The sequence below is a fragment of the Burkholderia cepacia ATCC 25416 genome (genome assembly GCF_001411495.1).
GTDB lineage: Bacteria > Pseudomonadota > Gammaproteobacteria > Burkholderiales > Burkholderiaceae > Burkholderia > Burkholderia cepacia.
On record NZ_CP012982.1, the window covers coordinates 627,190 to 651,874 of the forward strand.

At 68.5% G+C, this 24,685-nt stretch carries 23 protein-coding genes and 1 riboswitch; of the genes, 8 read left to right on the forward strand and 15 right to left on the reverse strand.

What is annotated here, in order from left to right; genetic code table 11:
- Positions 1-7: 7 nt before the first annotated feature.
- On the reverse strand, positions 8-427 hold the full coding sequence (locus APZ15_RS20200) for a YciI family protein (protein ID WP_027791017.1): 420 nt from the start codon (positions 425-427) through the stop codon (positions 8-10).
- 125 nt (positions 428-552) lie between these two features.
- Positions 553-906 carry a YciI family protein gene (locus APZ15_RS20205; RefSeq protein WP_021164040.1) on the reverse strand — a complete coding sequence of 118 codons (354 nt, stop codon included), beginning with the start codon at positions 904-906 and terminating at the stop codon, positions 553-555.
- A gap of 204 nt (positions 907-1,110) precedes the next feature.
- Here APZ15_RS20205 and APZ15_RS20210 point away from each other — a divergent pair, with 204 nt between their 5' ends.
- The 4 genes from APZ15_RS20210 to APZ15_RS20225 all read left to right on the forward strand — a co-directional run bounded on the left by APZ15_RS20210 (position 1,111) and on the right by APZ15_RS20225 (position 5,600).
- Entirely contained in the window at positions 1,111-2,976 is a 1,866-nt protein-coding gene (locus tag APZ15_RS20210; protein WP_027791016.1) for an ExeM/NucH family extracellular endonuclease, read from the forward strand.
- A gap of 285 nt (positions 2,977-3,261) precedes the next feature.
- Positions 3,262-3,648 (forward strand): ElaB/YgaM/YqjD family protein, encoded by a 387-nt coding sequence (locus APZ15_RS20215; RefSeq protein WP_021157600.1) that lies wholly within the window; start codon positions 3,262-3,264, stop codon positions 3,646-3,648.
- 64 nt (positions 3,649-3,712) lie between these two features.
- Entirely contained in the window at positions 3,713-4,297 is a 585-nt protein-coding gene (locus APZ15_RS20220) for a BPSL1445 family SYLF domain-containing lipoprotein (RefSeq protein WP_027791015.1), read from the forward strand.
- A 250-nt stretch (positions 4,298-4,547) separates the two neighbouring features.
- Positions 4,548-5,600, forward strand: a complete 1,053-nt coding sequence (locus tag APZ15_RS20225; RefSeq protein WP_027791014.1) for an AI-2E family transporter — start codon at positions 4,548-4,550, stop codon at positions 5,598-5,600.
- Between the two features lie 43 nt (positions 5,601-5,643).
- Here the strand turns inward: APZ15_RS20225 and APZ15_RS20230 are convergent, their stop codons facing one another.
- From APZ15_RS20230 to APZ15_RS20255, 6 genes are all read right to left on the reverse strand, one after another.
- Positions 5,644-6,159 carry a hypothetical protein gene (locus APZ15_RS20230; RefSeq protein WP_027791013.1) on the reverse strand — a complete coding sequence of 172 codons (516 nt, stop codon included), beginning with the start codon at positions 6,157-6,159 and terminating at the stop codon, positions 5,644-5,646.
- 207 nt (positions 6,160-6,366) lie between these two features.
- Positions 6,367-7,383: an NADP-dependent oxidoreductase gene (locus tag APZ15_RS20235; RefSeq protein ID WP_021157603.1), complete on the reverse strand. Its 1,017-nt coding sequence runs from the start codon at positions 7,381-7,383 to the stop codon at positions 6,367-6,369.
- A 37-nt stretch (positions 7,384-7,420) separates the two neighbouring features.
- A complete protein-coding gene (locus tag APZ15_RS20240) occupies positions 7,421-8,209 on the reverse strand; it encodes an SDR family oxidoreductase (protein WP_027791012.1) in 789 nt (262 codons plus the stop codon).
- Between the two features lie 480 nt (positions 8,210-8,689).
- Entirely contained in the window at positions 8,690-9,280 is a 591-nt protein-coding gene (locus APZ15_RS20245) for a phosphatase PAP2 family protein (protein ID WP_027791011.1), read from the reverse strand.
- Between the two features lie 81 nt (positions 9,281-9,361).
- Complete coding sequence (locus tag APZ15_RS20250) at positions 9,362-10,678, reverse strand: Nramp family divalent metal transporter (RefSeq protein WP_027791010.1); 1,317 nt, start codon at positions 10,676-10,678, stop codon at positions 9,362-9,364.
- Positions 10,627-11,679 (reverse strand): helix-turn-helix domain-containing protein, encoded by a 1,053-nt coding sequence (locus tag APZ15_RS20255; protein WP_027791009.1) that lies wholly within the window; start codon positions 11,677-11,679, stop codon positions 10,627-10,629. The genes APZ15_RS20250 and APZ15_RS20255 overlap by 52 nt, the downstream gene beginning before the upstream one ends.
- Before the next feature lie 498 nt (positions 11,680-12,177).
- Between APZ15_RS20255 and APZ15_RS20260 the strand changes: the two genes are divergently transcribed.
- Together APZ15_RS20260 and APZ15_RS20265 are read left to right on the forward strand one after the other, a co-directional pair.
- On the forward strand, positions 12,178-13,101 hold the full coding sequence (locus APZ15_RS20260; protein ID WP_027791008.1) for a LysR family transcriptional regulator: 924 nt from the start codon (positions 12,178-12,180) through the stop codon (positions 13,099-13,101).
- 119 nt (positions 13,102-13,220) lie between these two features.
- Positions 13,221-13,622 (forward strand): OsmC family protein, encoded by a 402-nt coding sequence (locus tag APZ15_RS20265; RefSeq protein WP_027791007.1) that lies wholly within the window; start codon positions 13,221-13,223, stop codon positions 13,620-13,622.
- 93 nt (positions 13,623-13,715) lie between these two features.
- On the opposite strand, the gene APZ15_RS20270 is transcribed toward APZ15_RS20265, so the two are convergent.
- Positions 13,716-14,597, reverse strand: a complete 882-nt coding sequence (locus APZ15_RS20270) for a Dyp-type peroxidase (RefSeq protein ID WP_027791006.1) — start codon at positions 14,595-14,597, stop codon at positions 13,716-13,718.
- Between the two features lie 489 nt (positions 14,598-15,086).
- On the opposite strand from APZ15_RS20270, the gene APZ15_RS20275 reads away from it, so the two are divergent.
- A complete protein-coding gene (locus APZ15_RS20275) occupies positions 15,087-16,949 on the forward strand; it encodes an ABC transporter ATP-binding protein (protein ID WP_027791005.1) in 1,863 nt (620 codons plus the stop codon).
- A gap of 208 nt (positions 16,950-17,157) precedes the next feature.
- A complete protein-coding gene (locus tag APZ15_RS20280; RefSeq protein WP_027791004.1) occupies positions 17,158-17,871 on the forward strand; it encodes a riboflavin synthase in 714 nt (237 codons plus the stop codon).
- Positions 17,872-17,885: 14 nt separating this feature from the next.
- Here APZ15_RS20280 and APZ15_RS20285 read toward each other — a convergent pair whose 3' ends face one another.
- From APZ15_RS20285 to APZ15_RS20310, 6 genes are all read right to left on the reverse strand, one after another.
- Complete coding sequence (locus tag APZ15_RS20285) at positions 17,886-18,464, reverse strand: hypothetical protein (RefSeq protein WP_027791003.1); 579 nt, start codon at positions 18,462-18,464, stop codon at positions 17,886-17,888.
- Positions 18,461-19,234 carry a shikimate kinase gene (locus APZ15_RS20290; RefSeq protein WP_226153353.1) on the reverse strand — a complete coding sequence of 258 codons (774 nt, stop codon included), beginning with the start codon at positions 19,232-19,234 and terminating at the stop codon, positions 18,461-18,463. The genes APZ15_RS20285 and APZ15_RS20290 overlap by 4 nt, the downstream gene beginning before the upstream one ends.
- Positions 19,143-20,384 (reverse strand): voltage-gated chloride channel family protein, encoded by a 1,242-nt coding sequence (locus tag APZ15_RS20295; RefSeq protein ID WP_021157617.1) that lies wholly within the window; start codon positions 20,382-20,384, stop codon positions 19,143-19,145. Before APZ15_RS20295 ends, APZ15_RS20290 begins: the two co-directional genes overlap by 92 nt.
- A gap of 79 nt (positions 20,385-20,463) precedes the next feature.
- Positions 20,464-20,567, reverse strand: a riboswitch (Fluoride riboswitch).
- An 82-nt stretch (positions 20,568-20,649) separates the two neighbouring features.
- On the reverse strand, positions 20,650-21,669 hold the full coding sequence (gene cheB, locus APZ15_RS20300; protein ID WP_027791001.1) for a chemotaxis response regulator protein-glutamate methylesterase: 1,020 nt from the start codon (positions 21,667-21,669) through the stop codon (positions 20,650-20,652).
- Entirely contained in the window at positions 21,666-23,975 is a 2,310-nt protein-coding gene (locus tag APZ15_RS20305) for a hybrid sensor histidine kinase/response regulator (protein WP_027791000.1), read from the reverse strand. The genes cheB and APZ15_RS20305 overlap by 4 nt, the downstream gene beginning before the upstream one ends.
- Positions 23,972-24,679, reverse strand: a complete 708-nt coding sequence (locus tag APZ15_RS20310; protein WP_027790999.1) for a chemotaxis protein CheW — start codon at positions 24,677-24,679, stop codon at positions 23,972-23,974. The genes APZ15_RS20305 and APZ15_RS20310 overlap by 4 nt, the downstream gene beginning before the upstream one ends.
- Positions 24,680-24,685 lie beyond the last annotated feature (6 nt).

Genomic DNA, 24,685 nt, shown 5'->3' on the forward strand with positions numbered 1-24,685 from the left:
GGTGGATTCAGGCCTGGGTGCGGCCGACGTGGAGATCGCGGAACCGCTCGACCGCGTCGCTCGGGGTGAGGTCGTCGAGCTCGAACAGCGGCCGCACCTCGATCTCGCAGTCCATTTCGGCGCCGAACGGCGCGGGGAACCGGCGCGTCCATTCGAGCGCCTCGTCGCGCGAACGCACCTGGATCAGCGTATAGCCGGCGATCAGCTCCTTCGTTTCGGCGAACGGGCCGTCGATCACCGTGCCCTTGCCGCCCGTGTAGCGCACGCGCCAGCCGCGCGCGCTCGGCCGCAGCCCGTTCGCGTCGAGCAGCACGCCGGCCTTGGCCAGCTCCTCGTGGTAGACGGTCATGGCTTCGACCAGACGGTTGTCCGGCAACGCGTCGGATTCGCTGACAGCGTTCGCCCGGATCATGATCATGAATCGCATCGTTTACTCCTTGTCATCGGTGGAAGGCGGCGCCCGTTCGGCGGCGCCTTATCCGGACGACGGCCGGAAGACGCCCGGATCGACACGTTCCGCGACCAATCAGGGTAAATACCGAGTCGCGGCATTCACAGGAAGCACGGGCCGACCGCGCGCACCTCGACCGTGCACCATTGCGCGGCCGGGCATTGGCGCGCGATCTCGATCGCTTCCTCGCGGGTGTCGACGTCGACGAGGAAGAAGCCGCCGACCATCTCTTTCACCTCCGCGAACGGGCCGTCGAGCAGGCGCGTCTCGCCGTCGCGCACCTGCACGCGCGTGCCGCGCTCGGAACGCTCCAGCGACTCGACACCGCGCAGCACGCCGCGCGCCTTCAGCGTCTCGGCGAAATCGACCATCCGCGCGTACAGCGCCTGGCCTTCGTCGAGCGTGCGCTCGGCGCGCTGGTCGGTCGGCTCGACAATCAACAGCATGTAAGACATGGATTTCTCCTGTGGGAACGGGGCGCGGCAGCGTGTGCTGCGCGATCGGGATGCGCCGCCGATGCAAAAGCGTAACAGCCGTCGTGCGCCTTGCATCGTCGGCCGATCGGCACACTGGCCGGACGGCCAATTTGGCCGCTTCCTGACATTTTGCCGTCAAGATGCTTTCCCGAATCGTCGGATTTTCTTCCTGTGGACCGCCCCATGTCACGCCTGCTTTCGCCGCCTGCCGTTGCAGCGTTCGTCGTCCTCTTCGCCCTCTTCGTCCTCCTCGCCGGGCCCGCCGCGGCCGCGCCGCCGGTCAGCGCCGGCTGCGGCGGCGCAACCACGCCGATTGCCGACCTCCGCGGCGCCGGCGGCCCGTCGCCGCTGGCCGGGCAAACGACCTCGATCGAAGCGGTCGTCACCGCGGCATTCGCCGGTGCCGACGGCCTGGGCGGCTTCTTCGTCCAGCAGGCCGACGCGCAGCGACGGCACCGGCCGGGCGTCCCGGAAGGCGTGTTCGTGTACGCACCGAACGCGCGTGCGAAGGCCGGCGATCTCGTGCATCTCACGGGCCGCGTCGACGAGCGATACGGCCGGACGCAATTCACGCTGTCGGGCGGCATGACGGTCTGCGCACGCGGGCAGACCGTCACCCCGGCGACGCTCACGCTGCCGGTCGCCACGCTATCGGTGCTGGCCGCGCATGAAGGCATGCGCGTGCGCCTGCCGCAAACGCTGACGGTCAGCGATACCCACGCACTCGGCCGCTACGGCAGCGTCGTCCTCAGCCACGGCCGGCTGCGCATCCCGACCCACATCGCACCGCCGGCCGAGGCCGCCGCGCTCGCGGCAGCCAACGCACGCAACCGCATCGTGCTCGACGACGGCTCGAACCGCCGCGACCCCGCAACCGTGCGCTATCCGCCCCCCGCGCTCAGCGCCGCCAACACGCTGCGCGCGGGCTACACGGTGCGCGGCGTCGAGGGTGTGCTCGAACTGCGCTACGGCGCATGGCGGCTGCAACCGGTGGCCGGCGCGGCGCCGGTCTTCGATGCCGCCTCGAACCCGCGTACCGATGCGCCGGCCCGTCATCCCGATGCCGACGCGCGCATCGTGTCGTTCAACGTATTCAACTATTTCAATGGTGACGGGCACGGCGGCGGATTCGATGCCCCGGCCGGCCGAGGAGCGAAAACGCCCGCCGCGTTCGCGCGGCAGGAGGCGAAGATCGTTGCGGCATTGCGCGCGCTGCGCGCCGACGTGATCGGGCTGATGGAAATCGCGAACAACGGCCACGGCGACGCGAGCGCCGTGCGGCGTCTCGCCGCGCGGCTTGGCGAAGGCTGGCGCGCGGTCGATCCCGGCACCGCGCGGCTCGGCCGCGATGCAATCGCGGTCGCGCTGCTGTACGACAGCCGCACGATCGAGCCGGTCGGCCGCGCCGCGACCGTCTCGCTCGGCGGCCGGCATCGCCCGCCGCTCGCGCAGACATTCCGGCGCATCGGCGGCACGCGCGCGATGACGGTCGCGGTCAATCACCTGAAATCGAAGAACTGCCCGGACGCGACCGGCGCCGATCTCGACCGGTCGGACGGCCAGGGCTGCTGGAACGCGGCGCGCACGCGGGCCGCCGTGCGCATCGCCGACTGGCTCGCCGGATCGCCGACCGGTGCCGCGGCCGATGGCGTACTGCTGGTCGGCGACCTGAACAGCTACGCGAAGGAAGATCCGGTTCGCGCGCTCGAGTCGCGCGGCTACGCGAACCTGGTGGCGCGCTTCGTCGGCGATGCTGCGTACAGCTACGTATTTCGCGGCGAGGCCGGCAGCCTCGATCACGCGCTCGCGACGCCGGCCCTGACCGCGCGCGTCAAAGCCGTGCACGTCTGGCACATCAACGCCGATGAACCGTTTGCACTGCAACCCGTGCCCGATTACAAAACGGCCGCACTTCGGTCGTCCTATTACGCACCCGACGCGTATCGATCGTCGGACCATGATCCCGTCGTCGTCGACCTCGCACTGGACAACGGCTCTCGAATGCCGGTCGCAGGCACAAACCCTGCTCGCCCGTACGGCGTCGATTAGTGCATTTGCATCAGCCCATCGCCTGCAATGGCACTATTTACCTGGTACCCCGGGCGACGCCATATTTACCGGGCATTCACTTCGTATCGCTTCTTGTTGCACGCGTTTCGCCCATTTGAGAATTTTTTTCAATCTTCGCGCGGCCCCGCGTGGCGGGGCTTCCAGGCAATTCCGCCAACGAATTGAAAATTTGTCTCGAAACTCAACCGGGCCAAGCGAATCACATTAGTTGCTGCGATTCGTCTTATCTTCAAATTGGCCTTGAATCGAAGGAGGATAAACACCATGGCGCTCACTGACTCGATCGAACACAAGCTGGACCGCGGCCTGTCCGACATTCGTCGCACGGGCCGGCGCGTGGGACGCACGACGCGCTCGGCCGCCCGCGACCTGCATGCCGACGTCACCGACGATCTGCGCGGGCTGGTCGATGAACTCGAAGATCTGCTGAAAAACGACGGCGACGGCGATATCGCCGCGCTGCGCAAGCGCGTGCAATCCAGGCTCGATGAAGCACGCGGCGCGCTCGACCATGCGTCGGGCAGCGCAGCCGCCCGGCTGCGCGATTCCGCCGAACGCGTGTCGCAGGTCGTGCAAGACAACCCGTGGCAAACCGCCGGCGTCGTTGCCGGCCTCGCGTTCGTTGCGGGCCTGCTCCTTGCCCGCCGTTGAACGGAGCCGGCCGTCCCGCCGCCCGCCCCGTCCGTCATCAATCAGACAAAGAAGGAGAAACGCCATGCAGAAGACCTTTGCCATGAAAGCCGCCGCCGCCGTCCTGCTCGGCAGCCTCGCGCTCGCCGGCTGCACGACCACCCCGGACAAGCCGGAAGGCGCCGCGGCCAGCGCGTCGAAGCGCCAGTCGATCGACGCCAGCGTCAACGCGACGCTTTCGCGTCTCTATTCGACGGTGCCGGGCTCGCGTGAACTCGTCGCGAAATCGCGCGGCGTGCTCGTGTTCCCGAGCGTGCTGCAGGCCGGCTTCATCGTCGGCGGCCAGTCCGGCAACGGCGCGCTGCGCGTCGGCGGCAGCACGGTCGGCTACTACAACACGTCGTCGCTGTCGGTCGGCCTGCAGGCCGGCGCGCAGTCGAAGGCGATCGTGTTCCTGTTCATGACGCAGGATGCGCTCGACTCGTTCCGCAAGTCCGAAGGCTGGTCGGCCGGCGCCGACGCGTCGGTCGCGGTCGTGAAGGTCGGCGCGAACGGCGCGGTCGACTCCAACACGGCCACCGCACCGGTCGAGGTGCTGATCCTGACCAACGCCGGCCTGATGGGCGACCTGTCGGTGAACGGCACGAAGGTCACGAAGCTCAACATCTGACGATGCGGCACGCGGCGTTGCGCCGCGTTTGCTTCCCGGCAGCGCCGCGGCCCCGGCCGCGGCGTTTTCGCATGTGCCGCGCGTAGCCGCTATGATGGCGGCACCTTTGCGGGCATACTCCGGTTCGGGCCGCCCGGCGGATGGCCGCCCGCAGCGCGTTGCGCCGGGAACCCGTGACGATCGCGAACCGATCGCGCACGGGGCAACGAGATTCAATCAAACCACGCATCAATCTGCGCGAATGTCATCCATGGATAGCGGACACGACCACCAAAAATTCTTCTATTTCCTGCTGGCCGCGGTCACCGTCGGACTCTGCTGGATTCTCACGCCGTTCTCCGGCGCCGTGTTCTGGGGCACCATACTCGCGATCCTCTTCCAGCCCGTGCAGCGGTGGCTCGCCGCACGCTTCGGCAAGCGGCGCAACCTGGCCGCGCTCGTGACGCTGTCGCTGATCGTGCTGATCGTGATCCTGCCGCTCGTGTTCGTCGCCGCGACGCTCGTGCAGGAAATCGCGTACGTGTACCAGGAAATCAAGACCGCGCAGCCGAACTATTCGCAGTACTTCCAGGACATCATCCACGCGCTGCCTACGTCGATCCAGCACCTGCTGCAGAAATACGGCCTGAGCAACCTCCCGGGCATCCAGAAGAAACTGACCGATGGCGCCGCGCAGATCAGCCAGCTCGCGGCAACCCAGGCGCTCAGCATCGGCCAGAACACCTTCCAGTTCGTCGTGAGCTTCGGCGTGATGCTGTACATGGTGTTCTTCCTGCTGCGCGACGGCGGCGAGATCGGCCGCCGCGTGCGCCGCGCGCTGCCGCTCGACGACGAGCACAAGAACCTGCTGCTGGCCAAGTTCACGACGGTCGTGCGCGCGACGGTGAAGGGCAACATCGCGGTCGCGCTCGTGCAGGGCGCGCTCGGCGGCCTGATCTTCTGGATCCTCGGGATCGAAGGCGTCGTGCTGTGGGGGGCGCTGATGGCGTTCCTGTCGCTGCTGCCCGCGATCGGCGCGAGCCTCGTATGGGTGCCGGCCGCGCTCTACTTCCTGATGATCGGCGCGGTGTGGAAATGCGCGATCCTCGTCGCGTTCTGCGTGGGCGTGATCGGCCTCGTCGACAACCTGCTGCGCCCGATCCTCGTCGGCAAGGACACGAAGATGCCCGACTGGGTCGTGCTGATCTCGACGCTCGGCGGGATGGCGCTGTTCGGCATCACCGGCTTCGTGATCGGGCCGCTCGTCGCCGCGCTGTTCATGGCGAGCTGGGACATCTACGCACGCGCCGAACAGGGCGAATGACGCAACGCGTGGCCACGTGCCACGCCCCTGCGGACATTCGCCGTCACGGATGACGAATGCGGATCACGACGGGCGCCATGGCGCCCGTCGCGTCATCCGCCGCGAGCGTCATCACGCCGCCATACGGACCCACGCGATACGGGCGGCCCGATACCAGCGGCACGCTTCGATCGTCGCGCGCATCGCGCCACGTTGCGCGCACACCCGACGCGGCATCCGGTACGAACGGCGCGCCGTCGGGCCCGACCAGCGCCACATGAGCCCCCGGCAAGCGCCGGCCATGTGCATCGAACCGCAGTGTGGCCACCGCACCGCCGCTCTCCACCTCGCGTCCCGGGACCACCACGCCCGACCGCGCGTCGAGCGTCACGTCGTAGAGATCGACGAGCGCGCCGGCAAACCGCACGATACCGCCCGGCGCGGCATGCCCGGCCGCCATTGCACTCGACATCGCAAGCGCAACACCAAGCCCGATCGCCATCCTCGGCACAGTACCGGCGCGCCGCACCGTTCGATTGCGCGTCGCCGCCGATGCCGCCCGCTTCGCGTCGTTTCGCATGTTTACGCTCCTCTTCCGTGTAACCAGAAAAAAAGGCGACGTGACGCGTCGGTCACGCCGCCATCTGCTGGCAATCACTTTAGGGAGACACGCCCCGACAATATATGAGACAAGTCCGAAACTTAGGCCCGGTTGATCGAACGCATCACGTTCGACACGCCCTCGCGGCAGCGTGCGAACGACATCGCACGCCGTGCCGCGGGCCGGTCACGCGTCCGGATCGACGCGCAGCACGAGCTTGCCGCGATGGTCGCCGTCGAACAGGCGATTCAGCACGTCGGGCGCGTTTTCGAGACCGTCGGCGACCGTCTCCTCGGCTTTGAGCCGGCCGTCGCGCAGCCAGCCCGAGAGCGTCTGCACGGCCTCGCGGCTCTTGCGATAGTCGAGGATCAGGAAGCCGCGCATCGTCAGCCGCTTCGAGATCAGCACGCCGACGTCGTCCGCCGCACGGCCGCTGTTGTAGTTCGAGATCACGCCGCACAGCGCGACGCGCCCGCCGATCACCATCCGCGACAGTACCGCGCGCATCACCTCGCCGCCGACGTTCTCGAAATTCACGTGCACGCCGTCCGGCGTCGCGGCCTTCAGCTGCTGACGGAAATCGTCAGCCTTGTAGTCGACGGCCGCATCGAAGCCGAGCGTCTCGGTCAGGTAGCGGCACTTGTCCGCGCCGCCGGCGATACCGACCACGCGCGCGCCGTGGATCTTGCCGATCTGGCCGGCGATCGAGCCGACCGACCCGGCTGCCGCCGATACGACGAGCGTCTCGCCCGGCTGCACCGGCGCGATGTCGGTCAACCCGTAATACGCGGTCAGTCCGCTCATCCCGCACGCACCGAGCAGCGTCGGCAGCGGCAGGCCCGACTGCGCGGGCAGCTTCACGAGCTGCGCGGCCTGGTCGGCCGGCACGACCGCGTAGTCCTGCCAGCCGACGAGCCCCTGCACGAGATCGCCTTCCGCGAAACCCGCGTTGCGCGACGCCACCACGCGCCCGATGCCGAGCGCGCGCATCACCTCGCCGATCGCCACCGGCGGCAGGTACTGCGGCACATCGCTCATCCACACGCGGTTGGTCGGGTCCATCGACAGGTACAGCACACGCACGAGCACCTCGCCGTCCGCGAGCGCCGGCACGGGCGCTTCGACGAGCGAGAAATGTTCACGGCCGACCCGCCCTTCCGGGCGCGTCTTCAGCAGCAGTTGGCGGTTCACGGGTGTGGACACGATGTACTCCTCCGGTCGTTGTTGTTCGGGATGCGCGTCAGACCGCGCACATGCCGCCGTCGATCACGAGTTCGGCGGCCGTCACGAAGCGGCTCTCGTCGGACGCAAGATAAACGGCCGCGTGCGCGACGTCGTCCGGCTCGCCGAGCCGGCGCAGTGGAATGCCGCGCGCGAGCTTGCGCGTCGCGTCGCGTTCGCCGAGCGTCTGGAACAGCGGCTCGACGATGCCCGTGCGGATGAACGCCGGGTGAATCGAGTTGCAGCGCACGTCGAGCTCGCGGCGTGCGCAGTCGATCGCGACCGACTTCGTGAGCGACGCGACGGCCGCCTTCGACGCGTTGTACGCGGTGAAATCCGGCTCGACCTTGAACGCGGCGACCGACGAGATGTTGATGATCGATGCGGGATGGCTTTCGGCCAGATACGACAGCGCATGCTTGCAGCCGAGCACGATGCTCTCGACGTTGATCGCCATCACGCGCCGCCATTCGTTCAGCTCGATTTGCGCGGGCGAGCCGATCGAGCCGACGCCCGCGTTGTTGACGAGCACCGACAGCCCGCCCATCGCGTCGACCGCCTGCGCGAGCAGCGCCTGCCAGCGCGCCTCGTCGCGCACGTCCTGCGTCGCGGCGAACGCGACCGGCGTCGCATGGCCCGCGTTGAGTTCCTGCGCGAACGCGTCGAGCACCGCCGCGTCGGCGATGTCGGTCACGAACACGCGCGCACCCTGCTCGACCATCCGGCGCGCGATCGCGCGACCGAGGCCGCCCGCGGCGCCCGTGATGTATGCGCACTTGCCGGCAAGGCGCGAAGAAACGACTGTCATGTGACCATCTCCTATCGTGAATCGTCGTCGCGGAACGCTGCCGCGACGGATGTTCCGTGCCGGTTCCCGCCAGCGCGGGCCGGTTGACCATGCGTCGCCATCACGAGGCGCCGCACGGTTTCCGCGAGTATATCGAGATGAGCGTGACGCGCGCCGGACACGCCGGGCAGCCTGCCCCGGTTGAACGACAGCCAGCGTACGCGAATGCCGCCGATCGATGAAATGAATATTCGTTATGCCCGGTCATAGGCTCGACTCATGACCTTCGCGTGACGTCACGCACGCGCAAGCCGGCGCGGCCGGTCACGCAGACCGGCCGGTTCGTCGAATCGTGTCATGGCGAGGGTCGCGTTCCGCGCTTGCGAGGAAGCAATCGGGAAAACGGGCGGCGAGGAATCGCGCGACCGCCGGGCGAATGCGGAAGGAAATCGGCAGGGATGCGGCAGGAAAGCGGCGCCGGCGCACCGCGGCCGGCGACCGTCAGAAACCGTCGCCCGACGGCGCGCGCACGAACGCGCAGAGTTGCGGCGAATGCGTGTCGATCATCTGCTGGAACGGCGCGCGGTGCCCGTACGCGATGCCGGACACGAGCAGCAGGCAGACGGCCGCGACGCGCGGCGAGAATGCGCGCTGCCGCGCGCCGTCGTAGCCGCGCAGGAACACCAGCGCGACCAGCGCGCCGAGCATCCAGCCGACGATCACTTCAGGAACGGTATGCGAATGATCGAACACGCGCGCGACGGCCGTGACCGCGCCGATGGCCAGCCCGGCCGCGATGCCGGGCGCCTTGCCCGTCCGGAACGCCTGCCACAGCATCGACAGCGCGACGGTCCACACCGACGTCGACAGCATCGTATGGCCGCTGATCACGCGGAAATCGAATTGCGGAAGCTCGATGCCGCACCCGGCATACAGGATCTTCGTGGCGCCGACGACGCCCATGCCGGCGGCGAGCAGCACGCCCCAGCGGGCGGCGAGGCGCCAGTCGGTCAGCGCGAGCCAGGCCGCGCAGGTCAGCGCGATCGGCAAGGTCAGCGCGGCATCGCCGATGTTGCTGATTTCACTCCACATAACGGACTTCGGACGACGATCGAAAGGCCGCAGTTTACCGCATGCGCGCCGCGCGACTGTGTCAGCCTGTGACAGGCTGTATCAGCCCGCGACACCGGTAATCAGCAGCAGGTTCGTGCCGGTGATGACGACGAACAGCGCCCACGCGGCGGCCTGCATCCCGCGCCCGATCGTGTGCTCGCCCATCGTGTTGCGATCGCTGACCGAGCGGATCAGCGGCCACATCGCGAACGGCAGCTGCAGGCTCAGCAGCACCTGGCTCCATACCAGCAGTTTCCCGACCGAGCCGTCGCCAAGCCACAGCACGCCGATCAGCGCGGGCACGAGCGCGAGCCCGCGCGTGATCAGCCGGCGCTGGTAGCACGGAATCTTCGTATGCAGGAAGCCGTCCATGATCACCTGGCCGGCGATCGTGCCGGTGAGCGTCGAACTCTGCCCCGACGCGAGCAGCGCGATGCCGAACAGCAGCGCGGCCGCGCCGCCCGCGATCGGCGTAATCAGGTTGTAGGCCTGCTCGATGTCGGTCACGTTGTGCTGGCCCGTCGCATGGAACGCCGCGCCCGCGACGATCAGGATCGCCGCGTTGACGAGCATCGCGACGAACAGCGACACGCAGGTATCGATGCGCACCAGCGCGAGCGTGTCGCGGATCACCCCGCGCGCCCCGCCGACCACCCGCCGCGTCTGCACGACCGACGAATGCAGGTACAGGTTGTGCGGCATGATCGTCGCGCCGACGATGCCGAGCGCGAGCACGATCGCGTCCTTGCGGTCGTGCCCCGGATCGCCCGGCACCAGCCCGCCGGCCACCGCGTGCCAGTCGGGCGGCGTGATCGCGACCTGCGCGACGAAGCAGAACGCCATCGTCGCGATCAGCGCGAGCACGATCGCCTCGATCTGCCGGAACCCCTTGCCCTGCAGGCCGAGCACGATCACCGTGTCGAGCGCGGTCAGCACGATCCCCCACGCGAGCGGCACGCCGAGCAGCAGCTTGAACGCGAGCGCGCAGCCGAGCACTTCCGCGATGTCGCACGCGATGATCGACACTTCGGCGGTCACCCACTGCACGATGCGGCCGAACCGCCCGTAGCGGTCGTAGCTGGCCTGCGCGAGATCCCTGCCCGCCACGAGGCCGAGCCGCGCCGCGAGCATCTGCAGGAAGATCGCCGCGAGGCTCGAGAACGCGACGACCCACAGCAGCGAATAGCCGAACTGCGAGCCGGCCTGGATGTCGGTCGCCCAGTTGCCGGGATCCATGTAGCCGATCGCGACCAGCAGGCCGGGGCCGAAGAAGCGCTTGAGCTTCTGCCAGCGCGGCGCGCCGGCATCGATCGTGATGCTGCCCTTTACTTCCGACGGGCAGAAAGGGGCGGTGGCAGTGGTGGGGAGGAAGGACATGGAAACCGGGAATCGAAATCGCGACAGGACGATTCTACGGGTATCCGTCCGGTTTTTTCCCGCGCGGCGGCGCACGGGGCGCATTGCCCCCCGGCGCCGTCGCAGGCCTCCCCGTGCGCATCGGCCGGCGGGGCACCGCGAGTGAGGATCCTTTCACGCTCGGAAACGCGATATTCGGTCGGCGACATCAGCATGCGCTGGCGGAACAGCTTCGCGAGCCGCTCGCCGCTGCCGAACCCGGTGCGGCGCGCGACCTTGTCGGCCGGCAGCGTCGTGTGGACCAGCATGTGGCAGGCGCGCTCGAGCCGCACGTGCTGGACGAATTCGGTCGGCGTCACGCCGATCTCCTTCTTGAAGCGCCGCAGGAAATTGCGCTCGCTCATCGCGGCGGCCTGCGCGGCGTTCGCGATCGAGATGCGGTTCACGCTCTGCGCGCGCAGCCGCTGCGCCGACATCCGGATCGAGGGGCTCGCGCTCAGCTCGCGAAAGGCCCACATCGACTGCGCATAGCGCTGCTCGACCGGCCGCAGCATGTTGCTGGCGATCTCCTGCGCGGCGCCGTCGCCGAGATCGACGCGGAACATGTCGAGCACCGCGGCGAACACGTCGGCTTCCCCGGCCGGCAACTCGACCGTCGTGGCGACCCGGCGGCCGGCCCGGCCCGGCCGCCCTTCGATCGCCGCCGACGGTCGCTGCATGGCCGCGAGCGTCGGCAGGTCCATCGCGTCGACGATCCAGCGCGCATGGCGGCGGATGTCGGTGAGGCGACGCTGCAATGCGTCGTCCCAGTTGACGGCCGCACGGTCGCCGTGAAGATGAAAGAACGCGAGCGCGCGGCGACCGTGCTCGTCGCCGAGCGGATCGGCCGCGATGCTCACGCCGGACGACGACTGCAACAGCCCCCCGCTTTCGGATACGTACTTCAACTGATAGTCGGCACTGTGTGCGTGCAGGCGATTCGCCAGATTGAAAGCCTCGCCGATACGCGCGGCCTGGGCCAACGAAAACCCCGTACTCAAATAGATAACGACCCACCTCTGATCTGCTGCATTCACTGGCCAAGCCCCCGACTTGTTTCGACTTCTTCTAATACCGTCGAACTGTCAGGCTTATATTTGGTTTGAATGCGTGCGACAGGACGGCTATCCCGAAATATGAAGCGACGGCATCTTAGCCGAACGGGTCGCGGCTTTGGCGCGAAATGGCCGACATGGACAGCATGATGGCGGATTACTACAGGCTGCCAGGGGTTGCCGGCGGGCCGGTGCGGAATTGCACGGGCCGATATCGCCAATTGTTACGATTGTGTGCATCGAAATCCGTGCATTTTCACGACGACGAATTGCGTCGGGTATCCGGATAAATGCACAGCCGAATATCGGCGCAAACGATATCCCCATGTATTCAATACCGTCGATCGCCACGCAGGAAAGCCCGCGTATCCGTTGCCTGCGCATCCTTTAGAATCGCTCCACCATTCATCACGCCACCCGCGCCCCGTGCCCGCCGACCATCGTCTCGACCTGAACCTGTTTCGCGTGCTCGACGCCGTCTACGTGCATGGCGGCATCGGCGCGGCCGCCCGCGCGCTGCATCTCACGCAGCCGGCCGTCACGCACGCGCTCAACCGGCTGCGCGCGCATTTCGACGATCCGCTGTTCGTGCGCCAGGGCAACCGTGTTGTCGCAACCGAACGCACGCGCTCGATCATCACGGACGTGCAACTGCACCTGAAGGGCCTGCAAGGCACCGCGCGCGCGCCGTCGGCATTCGATCCCGCGACGCTCGACCTGAGCATCGCGGTGGGCATTCGCGACGTGCTCGAATCGATCGCGCTGCCGCGGATCGTCGCGGCGTTCGCCGACGAAGCGCCGGGCCTGCGGCTCGTGAGCCGTCGCATCGCGGTAGCCGGGATCGAACGCGAACTTGCATCGGGCAATCTCGATCTCGCCGTCGATCGCCGCGTGCCGACCGGCCCGCGCATTGCCACCGAACACCTGCTCGACGATTCGCTCGTCGTCGCACTGCGACGCGATCATCCGCTTACTCGCGAGCCGTTGCGGCGCGGCGACTATTTCGCGGCGCAGCATGTCGCGGTGTCGTCGCTCGGCGAGCCGCAATCGCTCGACGTGCTGCTCGGCAACGACGGCCGCTTTCGCGATATCCGGCTCACCTGTCAGCACTATTTCGCCGCGTGCCAGATCGCCGCGACCGGCAACCTGCTGGTCACGCTGCCGCACACCTATGCGTTGCGGATGGCCGCGATGCTGCCGATCGTCGTGCGACCGCTGCCGTTGCGGCTCAAGCCGTTCCCGCTCCTCGCGTACTGGCACGAATCGCGCGACGCCGATCGCGCGCACCAGTGGGTACGCGAGCGCATCGCCGCGCTCGTGCGCAGCAGTGCCGGCGGCGCGGACGCGTAGCCGCATCGCCATCGCCGTCGCCGTCGGGGCGGTATGCTGACGGCTGCGCGCCGCCGCGCGGCGCCCACTTTCCGCTTCCCGACTCCCTTTTTTCTTTTCCCGCTGACCGGAGACTTGCCATGTCGCTCATCCACGCCGCCGCCGTCCTCGACGCCGATGCGCCCGATTACGTCGTCCAGCTTCAGGCCGGCACCCACGCGCTGACCGGCGACGAAGCCCCACGCGAGGGCGGCCAGGATCGCGGGCCGGCGCCCTATGAATTCGTGCTGGCCGGCCTCGCGCAATGCACGGCCGCGACGCTGCGCATGTACATGCAGCGCAAGGCGTGGCCCGCCGCGCGTATCGGCGTGCGCACCGAACTGCATGCCGATCGCGAAGGCACGCAGTACGTGCGCCGTGTCGTGACGCTCGACGGCCCGCTCGACGATGCGCAACGCCAGCGCCTCGCCGAAATCTGCGAGAAAACGCCGGTCACGCAGTTCATCAAGCGCGGCACGCGGATCGACACGACGTTGAACTGATACGCAACGCACACGACACACGATCACCGCGCAAAAGGAAACGGGGGGCCGCGCACGATGCGCGGCCCCCCGTTCGTCGATCCCGTCAGGCGCTTACAGTCCGAGCGCGGACAGGTCGAGCTTGCCGTCCTGCATCGGCGGGCACCAGAAATACGCGCCCGTCAGCGGCCGCGTGAAGCGGAACAGGCCGTCGACGATCCCGTCTTCCGCGCCGCTCATCCGGCGCATCTGCACGTCGAACGCGCGGAACGAGCAGCCGAACGCCACGAAGTAGAGGCCCGCGCGGCGCGCGTCCGACCACGGCGACGAACGGCGCAGCATGAACGCTTCGGGCTCGAAGCTTTCCTGCGCGGTGCGCTTCACGTGCGCGAACTCGGGTGCGTCGTCGAGTTCTTCGTTGTCCGAGCGGCGGCGCCCGATGATGTTGTCCATGTCGCCCGACGGAATGCGCTCCATCTGCTCGAAGTCGTGCAGCCATTGCTGGACCGCGACGAAGCTCGCACCGTCGAGCCCCGCGCCCTGCCCGGTCACGATCGCCGCGGCCACGGCTTCGTCGCCTTCGGGGTTCTCGGTGCCGTCCTCGTAGCCGGACAGGTCACGATCGTTCGAATAGCGGAAACCGTCGACCGCATCCTGCAACGCGAACGCCGGCGCCAGCGCGCGTTCGATCGCCCGCGCGCGCAGCACGATCTCGCCGCGATCGTCGCCGCGCAGCCAGACCCACACGTCGGCCGGCGTCGCCGGCAGCGTGCGGTCCTTCACCGCGAACGCCGGGAATCCGGTCAGGCCCGGCACCGGGTGCCCGAGGTGCGCCGCCAGCGCATGTCCGAACCCGACGACCGTGTCGCGTCCGTCGACGATCTCGCGCAGCGCGGCCAGCGCCGCCGCCACATTGCCGTCGTTCGACATCGTGAAAGTGAGGTATCGGGCCACCGTATCGATCGGGGTCAGGATGCCTTGCTGAACGTCGCTCATCGTTTCCTCAGGAATGTATCGTGGTGAATCTGCGAGGGCCGCGGCGCGGTGCGCCGCAAACGTCGAAGTGTAATCGATGCGTGTGCCGGCCCCTGCGCTGCCGCACTGTGGAAGGCCCGCAAAAGAAGGGCCGAAGCCCTGAATACTAACCGTATCGACGCTGCAACGCCGCATTCGTCAGACGTTGCGGGGCGCGCGGCACTGCTGATAGAATCTTTCCACGTCTTTTCGGCGTCCTTTCAACCGTTCACTTCAGGGGAGGTGCAGATGTTCCGAATGCCAGCAACCTTCCCGAACGTGGTCCCACGGCGCAGCTGATCCAGCCCGCCGTCCGCGCCGGCTCCCGAGTTTTCCGCTAACCCGTCAGCCGCGCCGTTTCCCGACAGCCCGTTTCGTTTCGCCGCACGGTTTCCGCGCGGCCCGGCTGTTGCGTTTTCGATGTTCGCCCAACCGGAAAGCCCCGTCGCGCGATGCGCCGGGCAACGATAAATGACCAGAAAAACCACCCATCTGGGCGGCCAGGCATTCCAGGCCGTCTTCGGCTTCACCTTCCGTTACTGGCGCAAGCAGCCGGCCCGCACCGCCACGGTCGCGAGCCTCGCGCTGCTCGCCGCGCTCGCCGACGTGCTCACGCCGCTGTTCGCCGGCCGCCTCGTCGACGCGCTGTCGACCGGCCTGACCGACCGCGCCGCCGCGTGGCATGCGGCCCTCGTCGCGTTCGGCACACTCGCCGCGCTCGGCCTCGGCGCGACGGTGCTGCGACAAGGCGTCTACCTGAACATCATCACGCTCACGCTGAAGATGATGAGCGAGATCGCGGCCGCATCGTTCCATCGCGTGCAGCGCTTCTCGACCGACTGGCACGCGAACAGCTTCGCGGGCTCGACCGTGCGCAAGATCACGCGCGGCATCTGGGCGCTCGACCTGCTGAACGACACGGTCCTGATCGCGCTGTTGCCGTCGATCACGATGCTCGTCGGCGCAACCGTGCTGCTCGGCACGCACTGGCCCGTGATGGGGCTCGTCGTCGGCGCGGGTTCGCTGCTGTACATCACGGTGACGGTTGCGGTGTCGCTCGGCATCGTCGCGCCGGCCGCCCGGCTCGGCAACCTGTGGGATACGCGCATGGGCGGCGCGCTCGCCGATGCCGTGAGCTGCAACGCGGTCGTGAAGGCGTTCGGCGCGGAAACGCGCGAGGAAGCGCGGCTCGCCCGCGTGATCGGCAAGTGGCGGCAACGCACGCGCCGCACGTGGGTGCGCGGCACGCTCAACGGCGGGTTGCAGGGCGCGATGCTCGTCGCGATGCAGGCCGCGATGATCGGCGTCGCGCTGCGGCTGTGGGCGAACGACGAGGCGAGCGTCGGCGACATCGCGTTCGCGCTGACGATGTTCTTCATGCTGCAGGGCTACCTGCGCGACGTCGGCATGCACATCCGCAACCTGCAGCGCTCGGTCAACGACATGGAGGAACTCGTCGCACTCGAACGCCAGCCGCTCGGCATCGACGATCGTCCCGGCGCGCCCGCCATCCGGATCGGGCAAGGCGAGATCCGCTTCGAGCACGTGACGTTCCGCTACGGCAACCATCCGGTGCCGCTGTACGACGATTTCTCGATGCGCATCGCGCCGGGCGAGCGGGTGGGCCTCGTCGGCCACTCGGGGTCGGGCAAGACGACGTTCATCAAGCTGATCCAGCGCCTGTACGACGTGTCGGGCGGCCGCATCACGATCGACGGCCAGGACATCGCGCAGGTCCGGCAGGATTCGCTGCGCAGCCAGATCGCGATCGTCCAGCAGGAGCCTGTGCTGTTCCACCGCACGCTCGCCGAGAACATCGCGTATGCACGCCCCGACGCGAGCCGGGCCGACATCGAGCGCGCCGCGCGGCTGGCCAGCGCGCACGACTTCATCGCCGCGCTGCCGGACGGCTATGACACGCTGGTCGGCGAACGCGGGATCAAGCTGTCGGGCGGCGAACGCCAGCGGGTCGCGATCGCGCGCGCGTTCCTCGCCGATGCGCCGATCCTGATCCTCGACGAAGCCACGTCGAGCCTCGACAGCGAAAGCGAGCTGCTGATCCAGCAAGCGATGGAGCGGCTGATGGTCGGTCGCACGACGCTCGTGGTCGCACACCGGCTGTCGACCGTGCGCGCGCTCGACCGGCTGCTGGTGCTCGACCGCGGCAAGGTGATCGAGGAAGGCAGCCACGACGCGCTGATCCGCATCGACGGCGGCATCTATCGCCGGCTGTTCGAGCGGCAGGCGCTCGAACTCGCGAAGGGGCTCGCCGATTCGCCGCGGCGCACGGCGGACAATCGTGCCGGGCCGCTCGGCGAGCCGGCCGAGGCTTGACGCAAGAAAGGCGCGACGCGCGCCGGTGGTGCGGTCATCACCGCCGGCACGCGTCGACAAATGGATCCGGATCGAGGCCGTGCCAGGTGCACGGCCTTTTTTTCGGCCGCGAATTCCGCCCGCCCCTCCGCAAGCCGCGCGCCGCCAGGCCGCCTCTTCCGGTATCCCTTATCATGTGGGCCAGCAAGTTTGCGACAAGGGATCGACCATGTTTACAGGAATTGTCCAGGGCGTTGCCACCATCAAGACCATCGCCGACCACGGGGAACTGAGAACCTTCAGCATCGAATTCCCGGAACGGTTTACCGACGACATCGAGATCGGCGCCAGCGTCTCGGTCGACGGCGTCTGCCTGACGGTGACGACCATCCATTCGCCGGAACTGATCGACTTCGACGTGATGCTGCCGAGCCTGAAAATCACCACGCTGGCCGACCTCACGACAGGCGCGCGGATCAACGTGGAGCGGGCCGCGAAGGACGGCGCGGAGATCGGCGGGCATCCGCTGTCCGGCCATGTCGACTTCACCGGGACCATCCGGCACATCGCATCGTCCGAGCATAACCGGATGGTGCGCATCGGCGTGCCGGACGCATTCAAGCGGTACGTGTTCGCGAAGGGCTATATCGCGATCAACGGCTGCAGCCTGACGGTGTCCGACGTCAACCGCGACGAAGGCTGGTTCGATGTCTGGCTGATTCCCGAAACGCGTCGCGCGACGACCTTCGATGCGAAGGGCGTCAACGACACGGTCAACATCGAGATCGAGCGCAGCACGCAGGTGGTCGTGGACACGATCCGGGAATCGGTCAAGGAAACGCTCGGCGAACTGAACGGTGTCGTCACGGCGTTGCTGGCCGAAAAAGGCATCGATATCGAGGAATTGCTGGCGCGCCATGTCGCGCGCCTGCCGAAGCAGTAACGGATGCCGGCGCGCTAGGTGATCCGCTGGATCACCGAGTACCGGCCGCCGTCGCAAAACACCTCGACCCACGGCTCCGCTTCCTCGAACGTCCAGAGGACGAGATCGAGATCGACCGGTTCGTCGTCGTCGGGCCAGCGCATGTTCCACCCGCCCGCGACGGCGACCGCCCCGCCCGTGTAGAGCGGGCATTGCGCCATCCACTCACGCTCGTAGTCGTGTGCCGCGATGCCCTTGAAGTTGCTGTTGAATCCCCAGTCGCGTTGCCAGCCGTGCGCGTCGAGATAGGCGTCGATCGCGGCTGAGCCGAAGCGGAACACCGCTTCGACCGGCGGGAGCGACGTAGCGTCGGACCGGCACAGCGGGCGGTCCGACCGGGCGGGTTGCGCGGCGGTTTCCACGCGGCCCGATGTCCCGCCCTCGTCGAGATACACGTTCAGCCAAGTGCCGTCCCGCTCGACCGAGACGCACGGCGCGCCTGCTTCAACGCCATGCCAGTAGCCGGTGACGGGTTCACCGCCACTCGCGAAGCGGTATTGACGGCATGGCCTGGCGAGGCGCCGCGCTTCGATCAGAAAGTCTTCCAGCGTCATTGAATGTCGTGCTCCCGGTTTCCGGCACCGCGGGTGCCGCCTGGATGCGTCGGGCCGCCGCCCGCGACCGGACACGGATCGTGTTCACTCGACGGCATCGACGCCACGATGAAGCGTTCGATGTCGCCCGCCACGCGGTCGGGCGTGCCGTCACTCGAGAACCGCCTGCAGTTCAGGCGCATGAAGGCGGGAAACCGGTCGCGGATCTTGCGCATCTCGTCGGCTTCGTTCGCGTTCAGATAAGGCCGGGACATTTGCCGGGCCACGACCGTTTTCGCGCAGCGTTCGAGATCGAACGAAGGCAACAGGAGCGCGGTCAAGCCGTCCTCCTCGATGTCACGGCGAAGTGCCGGATAGGCCGGCGCGACATCGTCCGGATACAGCATGAACCCGGACGACACCGCGCAGATCGCAGGCGCCGACAGGTCACGCTTGAGTTGCTCGTACAGCCGGACGTTGTGCGACGCATATTCGGCATAACCGCGCTCCCGGATGAAATCGGCAATGTTCCCGTGCTCCGCCAGGAAACATCGATCCACATCGACGAACCGCCAGTTCAGGCGCTCCGCGACGATCGCGCCGACCGTGGTCTTGCCGGCGCCGCCCGGGCCGATCAGATGTACCAGCAACGACACCTTCCCCCTCCCGCAAGCACCGCGACGCATTGCCTCGCCCGCATCATTCGGCTTCGGCCTGCGCGCCCTTGCCCACCGCCACGCGCTGCGCGCGATAAATCCCCGCGTGCCCCGAGAACAGATACGCAACGACACACGCGACGATCGCATACACGCCGATATCCGCCCCGAACAGTTCGATCGCCATGATCGTCGACGCGATCGGCGTGTTGGCCGCGCCCGCGAACACCGCGACGAAGCCGAGCCCCGCGAGCACGGGCACCGGCAGCGCCAGCACCTGGCCGAGCGCGTTGCCGAGCGTCGCGCCTATGTAGAACAGCGGCGTCACTTCGCCGCCCTTGAACCCCGACGCGAGCGTGACGACGGTGAACGCGAACTTGCCCGCGAAGTCGTAGAGCGGCAACGGGCCGTGAAACGCGGCCTCGATCGTCGGGATGCCGAGGCCGAGATACTGCGGCACGTTCAACGCGGTGGCAGCCGCGGCGACCAGCAGGCCGCCGAGCACCGGCTGCAGCGGCGCATAACGGATGACGCGGCGGAACCACGCGGTCAGCGCATGCGTCGCAAACGCGAACAGCCGCCCGACCACGCCGAACGCCACGCCCGCGACGACCGTCACGGCCAGCCCCGTCGCCGACACGGCCGGCACGAACGGAATCGCATAGGCCGTGTGATGCACGCCCCACGCGCGGCAGACGACATCCGCGACGATCGCGGATGCGACACAGGTCAGCAGCGCGTCGTACCGCACGCGCCCGATCGCCAGCACCTCGAGCCCGAACACGGCGCCCGCGAGCGGCGTGCCGAACACCGATGCGAAACCGGCCGCGATGCCGCCCATCAGCAGCACGCGGCGATGTTCGCGATCGAGGCGGAACACGTGCGTGACGCGATCGGCGAGCGCGCCGCCCATCTGCACGGCCGTGCCCTCGCGGCCGGCCGAGCCGCCGAACAGGTGCGTGACGACGGTCGCGACGAGCACGAGCGGCGCCATCCGTTTCGGCACGAGCGCCTTCGGGTCGTGGATTTCGTCGATCAGCAGGTTGTTGCCGCGCGCGACGGACTGGCCGAAGCGATGGTAGATCCAGCCGGTCGCGAAACCGGCTGCCGGCAGCCCCCACAGCAGCCACGGATGCGCGACGCGCGTGCCGGTCGCCCAGTCGAGCGCGATCAGGAACAAGGCGGAAGCCGTGCCGGCCAGTGCGCCAAGCAGGGCCGAGAGCGCGAGCCAGCGGCACACGTAGCGCACGGTCGCGAGAAGATCGGCAGAAGTCGTGAAGAACATGATTTCCAGATTCGACGGAACATCAAAACCTGGGCGGCAGAATACCGCATCGACGGCCTGCGACCTCCTGACGACCCAGGAACACGCAGGCATCATCAGCCGGGCTTACCGGCGGTTGAGGGCCGCACCGTGCGCAACGCGCCGCATACGACCGCAGGGAGGCATGCCATCTCCGCAGGCCGCCATTGTACGCGAGTGCGCGCCGCCCGCAATGCGGCCGACGGCGCAGCGCAACGGGACGGCGTCGCCGGCCCGTCGAGCGCCGTCAGTCGCGCAGCGGACGCGTGATGCGCGAGATCAGCTGGGGCGCGATCCGTTCGAGCGGCAGGATCGCCGACGCCGCCCCGATCGCGGCGGCCGCCTTCGGCATTCCGTACACGGCGCTCGTCGCTTCGTCCTGCGCGATCGTGTGGCAGCCCTTCGCGCGCATCGCCTTCAGGCCGAGCGCGCCGTCGCGCCCCATGCCCGTCAGCAGCACGCCGAACGCTTCGCCCTGCCAGCCGTCGGCGACGCTGTTGAAGAACACGTCGATCGACGGCCGGTACGGTGTCTCGACCGGATGCCGCGTATAGCCGAGCACGCCGCGCGGCGACAGGTAAAGGTGATCGTTGGTCGCCGCGAGCAGCACCTCGCCGGCCTGCGGCACACTGCCCTGCCGCGCGACGCGCACCGGCAGCCGCGTATAGCCGTCGAGCCACTCGGCCATCCCGAGCGCGAACGCCTGGTCGACATGCTGGACGATCACGATCGCCGCCGGAAAGTCGGCCGGCAGCGCGCGCAGCAGCGCGGTCAGCGCGGTCGGCCCGCCCGCCGACGCGCCGATCGCGACGAGCGTCGGCTGGCCGCGCTCGGGCGCCGGCCCCGGCGGCACGAGCGCCGCGGAACGGCTTTCGAGCAGCCGGCCGATCTGGTCGATCTTCGCGAGCAGCGCCTGCGGCGACGCGTCGGCCGACAGCCCGAGCGCGAGCGTCGGTGTGTCGACCGCATCGAGCGCACCCGCGCCCATCGCCTCGTAGACCGACGACGTGTTCGCGCTGACGCTCGCCGTCACGATCAGGATCGCGCAGGGCGCGCGCGCCATGATCCGGCGCGTCGCCGCGACCCCGTCGACCTTCGGCATCACGAGATCCATCAGCACGAGATCGGGCGGATGCGCGACGCAGAAATCCACCGCCTCGTCGCCGTCGGTGGCGACCCACAGCACGCGATGGTCGGTGCGCAGCGCGATCACGCGGCGCAGCGCCTCCACGGCCAGCGGCAAGTCGTTGACGATGCCGATGTTCATCCTCGCGCGTCCCCGATCAGGTCGTGCACGGCGTCGAGCAGCGCCTCGTCGTGGAAGCTGCTCTTCGCGAGGTAGTAGTCGGCGCCCGCATCGAGCCCGCGACGGCGATCCTCGTCGCGATCCTTGTACGACACGATCATCACCGGCACGCGCTTGAGCATCGGATCGCCCTTGATCAGCGTGACGAGTTCGATGCCGTCCATGCGCGGCATGTCGACGTCGGTGACGACGAGATCGAACGCATCGCTGCGCACCGCGTTCCAGCCCTCCATCCCGTCGACCGCGACCGTCACGTCGTAGCCGCGCTTTTCCAGCAGCTTGCGTTCGAGCTCGCGCACCGTCAGCGAATCGTCGACGACGAGCACGCGGCGGCGCCGGTCGGCCAGCGCCAGTTGCGGGTCGCGCGTGAGCCGCGCGAGCTGCCCGCCGCGCACGAGCTTGTCGACCGAGCGGATCAGGTCCTCGACGTCGACGATCAGCACCGGATCGCCGTTCTCGAGCAGCGCGCCGGCCGCGATGTTCTGGATCTTGTGCAGGCGGCTGTCGAGCGGCTGCACGACGAGCATCCGCTCGCCGAGGAAGCGGTCGACCGCGACGCCGTACAGCTCGGGTTCCCCGCCGACGACCACGACCGCCGTGCTCGTGCGCGCGACGTCGGGCTCACCCGCGTCGAGCAGCTGATGCGCGGCGACGAGGCCCGCGCGCCGGCCGTCGAACGGGAAATGCGGCTGCCCTTCGAGCACGTCGATATCGTCATGCGAGAGTTCGAGCGTGCGGCGCACGTGCGCGAGCGGGAACGCATACGGCTCGCCACCGACCTCGACGAGCAGGCTACGGATCACCGACAGCGTGAGCGGCAGCTGCAGCACGAAACGCATGCCCGCGCCCGGCTCGTTGAAGATCCGCACCGCGCCGCGCACGCCGCGCACCATCTCCTGCACCGCGTCGAGGCCGACGCCGCGGCCGGACACGTCGGTCACCGCATCGCGCATCGAGAAACCCGGCAGCAGCAGGAATTCGAGCAGTTCGGGATCGGACAGCCGCGCGGCCGTCTCGTCGTCGGTCAGGCGCTGGCGCACGACGGCCGCGCGCAGCGCGTCCATGTCGACGCCCGGGCCGTCGTCGATCACGCTGACCAGCAGCGAGCCGGCACTGTGGCGCGCCTCCAGCGTCACGCTCGCCTCGGCCGGCTTGCCGCGCGCGCGCCGCGCCTCCGGCGAATCGACGCCGTGGTCGATCGCGTTGCGCAGCAGGTGGCCGAGCGGCGCGTCGAGCAGGTCGAGGATGTCGCGGTCGACCTGCGTGCCCTCGCCGACGATCGAGAAACGCACCTGCTTGCCGAGCGAGCGCGCGAGATCGCGGACGATGCGCGGATACGCACGCGTCGCGTCGCCGAACGGCCGCATCCGGCATTGCAGCGCCTCGTCGTACAGCTGCTCGGCGATATGCGTGCTGCGCCGCTCGAAGCGGTCGAATTCGTCCATGCGCTCGGCGAGCGAGCGCTGCAGGTCGTTCAGCATGTGCCGCACTTCGTTCATCGACGCGAGCATGCCCGCGTCGAGATCGTCGGCGAATTGTTCATACATCAAATCGAGCGAGCGGGCTGCGTCGCGCTGGGCGCGCTTCACGCGCAGCATCGATTCGGCGAACGGCTTGAGCCAGCGCGATTCGACCAGCGATTCGCCGGACAGGCTCAGCAGCCGGTTCAGCGTATCCGCGCGCACGCGGCGCATCGCGCCGGCGCCGGCCACGCGGCCGGCCTGGGCCGGATCGGGCACCGCGCTCGAGACCGCAAGCGGCGGCACCGCGGCACTCGCCCCGACAGGCTCGTTCGCGGCACCGTCGTGCTCGCGATACGGCACGACCGTCGGCGGCGCCTGCGGCGGGACGACGCCCGACACCTGCATCGTCTGCGCGCCGTCGGCACCCGTGAGCGCCGCCGCGAACACGTCGATCTCCGTCTGCGTCACGGGCTGCGCCTGCGGATCGCCGACGCGCACCAGCAAATCGACGCCCGCCAGCAGCACGTCGACGTGCGTGGCCGTCAGCGCGATCGTGCCGGCCTGCGCGGCGACGAAGCACTCCTCCATCCGCCCCGCGATGTCGACGCCGAGCGGCACGCCGACGATGCGCGCGGCCCCCTTCAGCGAATGCGCGGCGCGCATGCATGCCTCGAGCGCGACGGAATCGGGCTCGCCCGATTCGAGCGCGAGCAGCCGTTCGGACAGCGCCTGGGTCTGCGTGCGCGTCTCCTCGCGATACAGCTCGAGCAGCGACAGGTGGCTCAGGTCGTCATCGCCGCTCATCGCATGCTCCGTGTGACTGCGTCGAACAGGCGGTCGTCGTCGAGCAGGCCCACCGACTTCCCGCGCCACGACAGCACGCCGCGCGACAGGCCGGCGCTCGCGCGCCCGACCGTGGCCGGCACGGGCACCCAGTCGGATGCGCCGAAGCGCAGCACGCCCTCGACTTCGTCGACCGGAAACACGACCGGCTCGCCCTGGTGCGCGGCGACCAGCAGCCGCGTGAAGCGGCCGTCGTCACCGCCCTTGCCGCCCTTGCCGACATCGAGTCCGAGCAGCGCGCCGATCGAGATCGCGATGCGCAGCGTGCCGCGGATGTTGACCACGCCGCGCACGGCCGAATTGCGGCGATGCGGCAGCGAATGGATCGGGCGCGTGCCGGCGATCTCGCGCAGCACGCCGATCGGCAGCGCGAGCCATTCGTCGGCCACGCGGAACGCCAGCGCCGCATGGCGCGTATCGGCGTCGGCGTCGCGCACGTGCGGCGTGCCGGGCGCGCTCATCCGGCGCGTGGCGTCGGCCATCTCCGCCCCGTCGAGCGGGCGCTCGAGCAGCTTCGCCGCGTGATACGCGTACACCGGGCAGTTCAGGCAGCGCAGGCACTCGTTCAGCCGCTCGCACGTGCGGTCGCCGCGCGTGCCGATCCGGTTCCAGCAATCGTCGACGTCGATCGTCGTCTCGTCAATGGCAGCGGCGGCGCGGTTCATGAATTC

Bases quoted from the DNA above. Each gene is read 5' to 3' on its own strand.
- APZ15_RS20225 (WP_027791014.1), top strand. From the start codon at position 4,548: ATGGATAGCGGACACGACCACCAAAAATTCTTCTATTTCCTGCTGGCC.
- APZ15_RS20215 (WP_021157600.1), top strand. From the start codon at position 3,262: ATGGCGCTCACTGACTCGATCGAACACAAGCTGGACCGCGGCCTGTCC.
- APZ15_RS20210 (WP_027791016.1), top strand. From the start codon at position 1,111: ATGTCACGCCTGCTTTCGCCGCCTGCCGTTGCAGCGTTCGTCGTCCTC.
- APZ15_RS20305 (WP_027791000.1), bottom strand. From the start codon at position 23,975: ATGAGCGGCGATGACGACCTGAGCCACCTGTCGCTGCTCGAGCTGTAT.
- APZ15_RS20245 (WP_027791011.1), bottom strand. From the start codon at position 9,280: ATGTGGAGTGAAATCAGCAACATCGGCGATGCCGCGCTGACCTTGCCG.
- APZ15_RS20280 (WP_027791004.1), top strand. From the start codon at position 17,158: ATGTTTACAGGAATTGTCCAGGGCGTTGCCACCATCAAGACCATCGCC.
- APZ15_RS20205 (WP_021164040.1), bottom strand. From the start codon at position 906: ATGTCTTACATGCTGTTGATTGTCGAGCCGACCGACCAGCGCGCCGAG.
- APZ15_RS20220 (WP_027791015.1), top strand. From the start codon at position 3,713: ATGCAGAAGACCTTTGCCATGAAAGCCGCCGCCGCCGTCCTGCTCGGC.
- APZ15_RS20285 (WP_027791003.1), bottom strand. From the start codon at position 18,464: ATGACGCTGGAAGACTTTCTGATCGAAGCGCGGCGCCTCGCCAGGCCA.
- APZ15_RS20295 (WP_021157617.1), bottom strand. From the start codon at position 20,384: ATGTTCTTCACGACTTCTGCCGATCTTCTCGCGACCGTGCGCTACGTG.
- APZ15_RS20265 (WP_027791007.1), top strand. From the start codon at position 13,221: ATGTCGCTCATCCACGCCGCCGCCGTCCTCGACGCCGATGCGCCCGAT.
- APZ15_RS20230 (WP_027791013.1), bottom strand. From the start codon at position 6,159: ATGCGAAACGACGCGAAGCGGGCGGCATCGGCGGCGACGCGCAATCGA.
- APZ15_RS20310 (WP_027790999.1), bottom strand. From the start codon at position 24,679: ATGAACCGCGCCGCCGCTGCCATTGACGAGACGACGATCGACGTCGAC.
- APZ15_RS20250 (WP_027791010.1), bottom strand. From the start codon at position 10,678: ATGTCCTTCCTCCCCACCACTGCCACCGCCCCTTTCTGCCCGTCGGAA.
- cheB (WP_027791001.1), bottom strand. From the start codon at position 21,669: ATGAACATCGGCATCGTCAACGACTTGCCGCTGGCCGTGGAGGCGCTG.
- APZ15_RS20240 (WP_027791012.1), bottom strand. From the start codon at position 8,209: ATGACAGTCGTTTCTTCGCGCCTTGCCGGCAAGTGCGCATACATCACG.
- APZ15_RS20270 (WP_027791006.1), bottom strand. From the start codon at position 14,597: ATGAGCGACGTTCAGCAAGGCATCCTGACCCCGATCGATACGGTGGCC.
- APZ15_RS20200 (WP_027791017.1), bottom strand. From the start codon at position 427: ATGCGATTCATGATCATGATCCGGGCGAACGCTGTCAGCGAATCCGAC.
- APZ15_RS20275 (WP_027791005.1), top strand. From the start codon at position 15,087: ATGACCAGAAAAACCACCCATCTGGGCGGCCAGGCATTCCAGGCCGTC.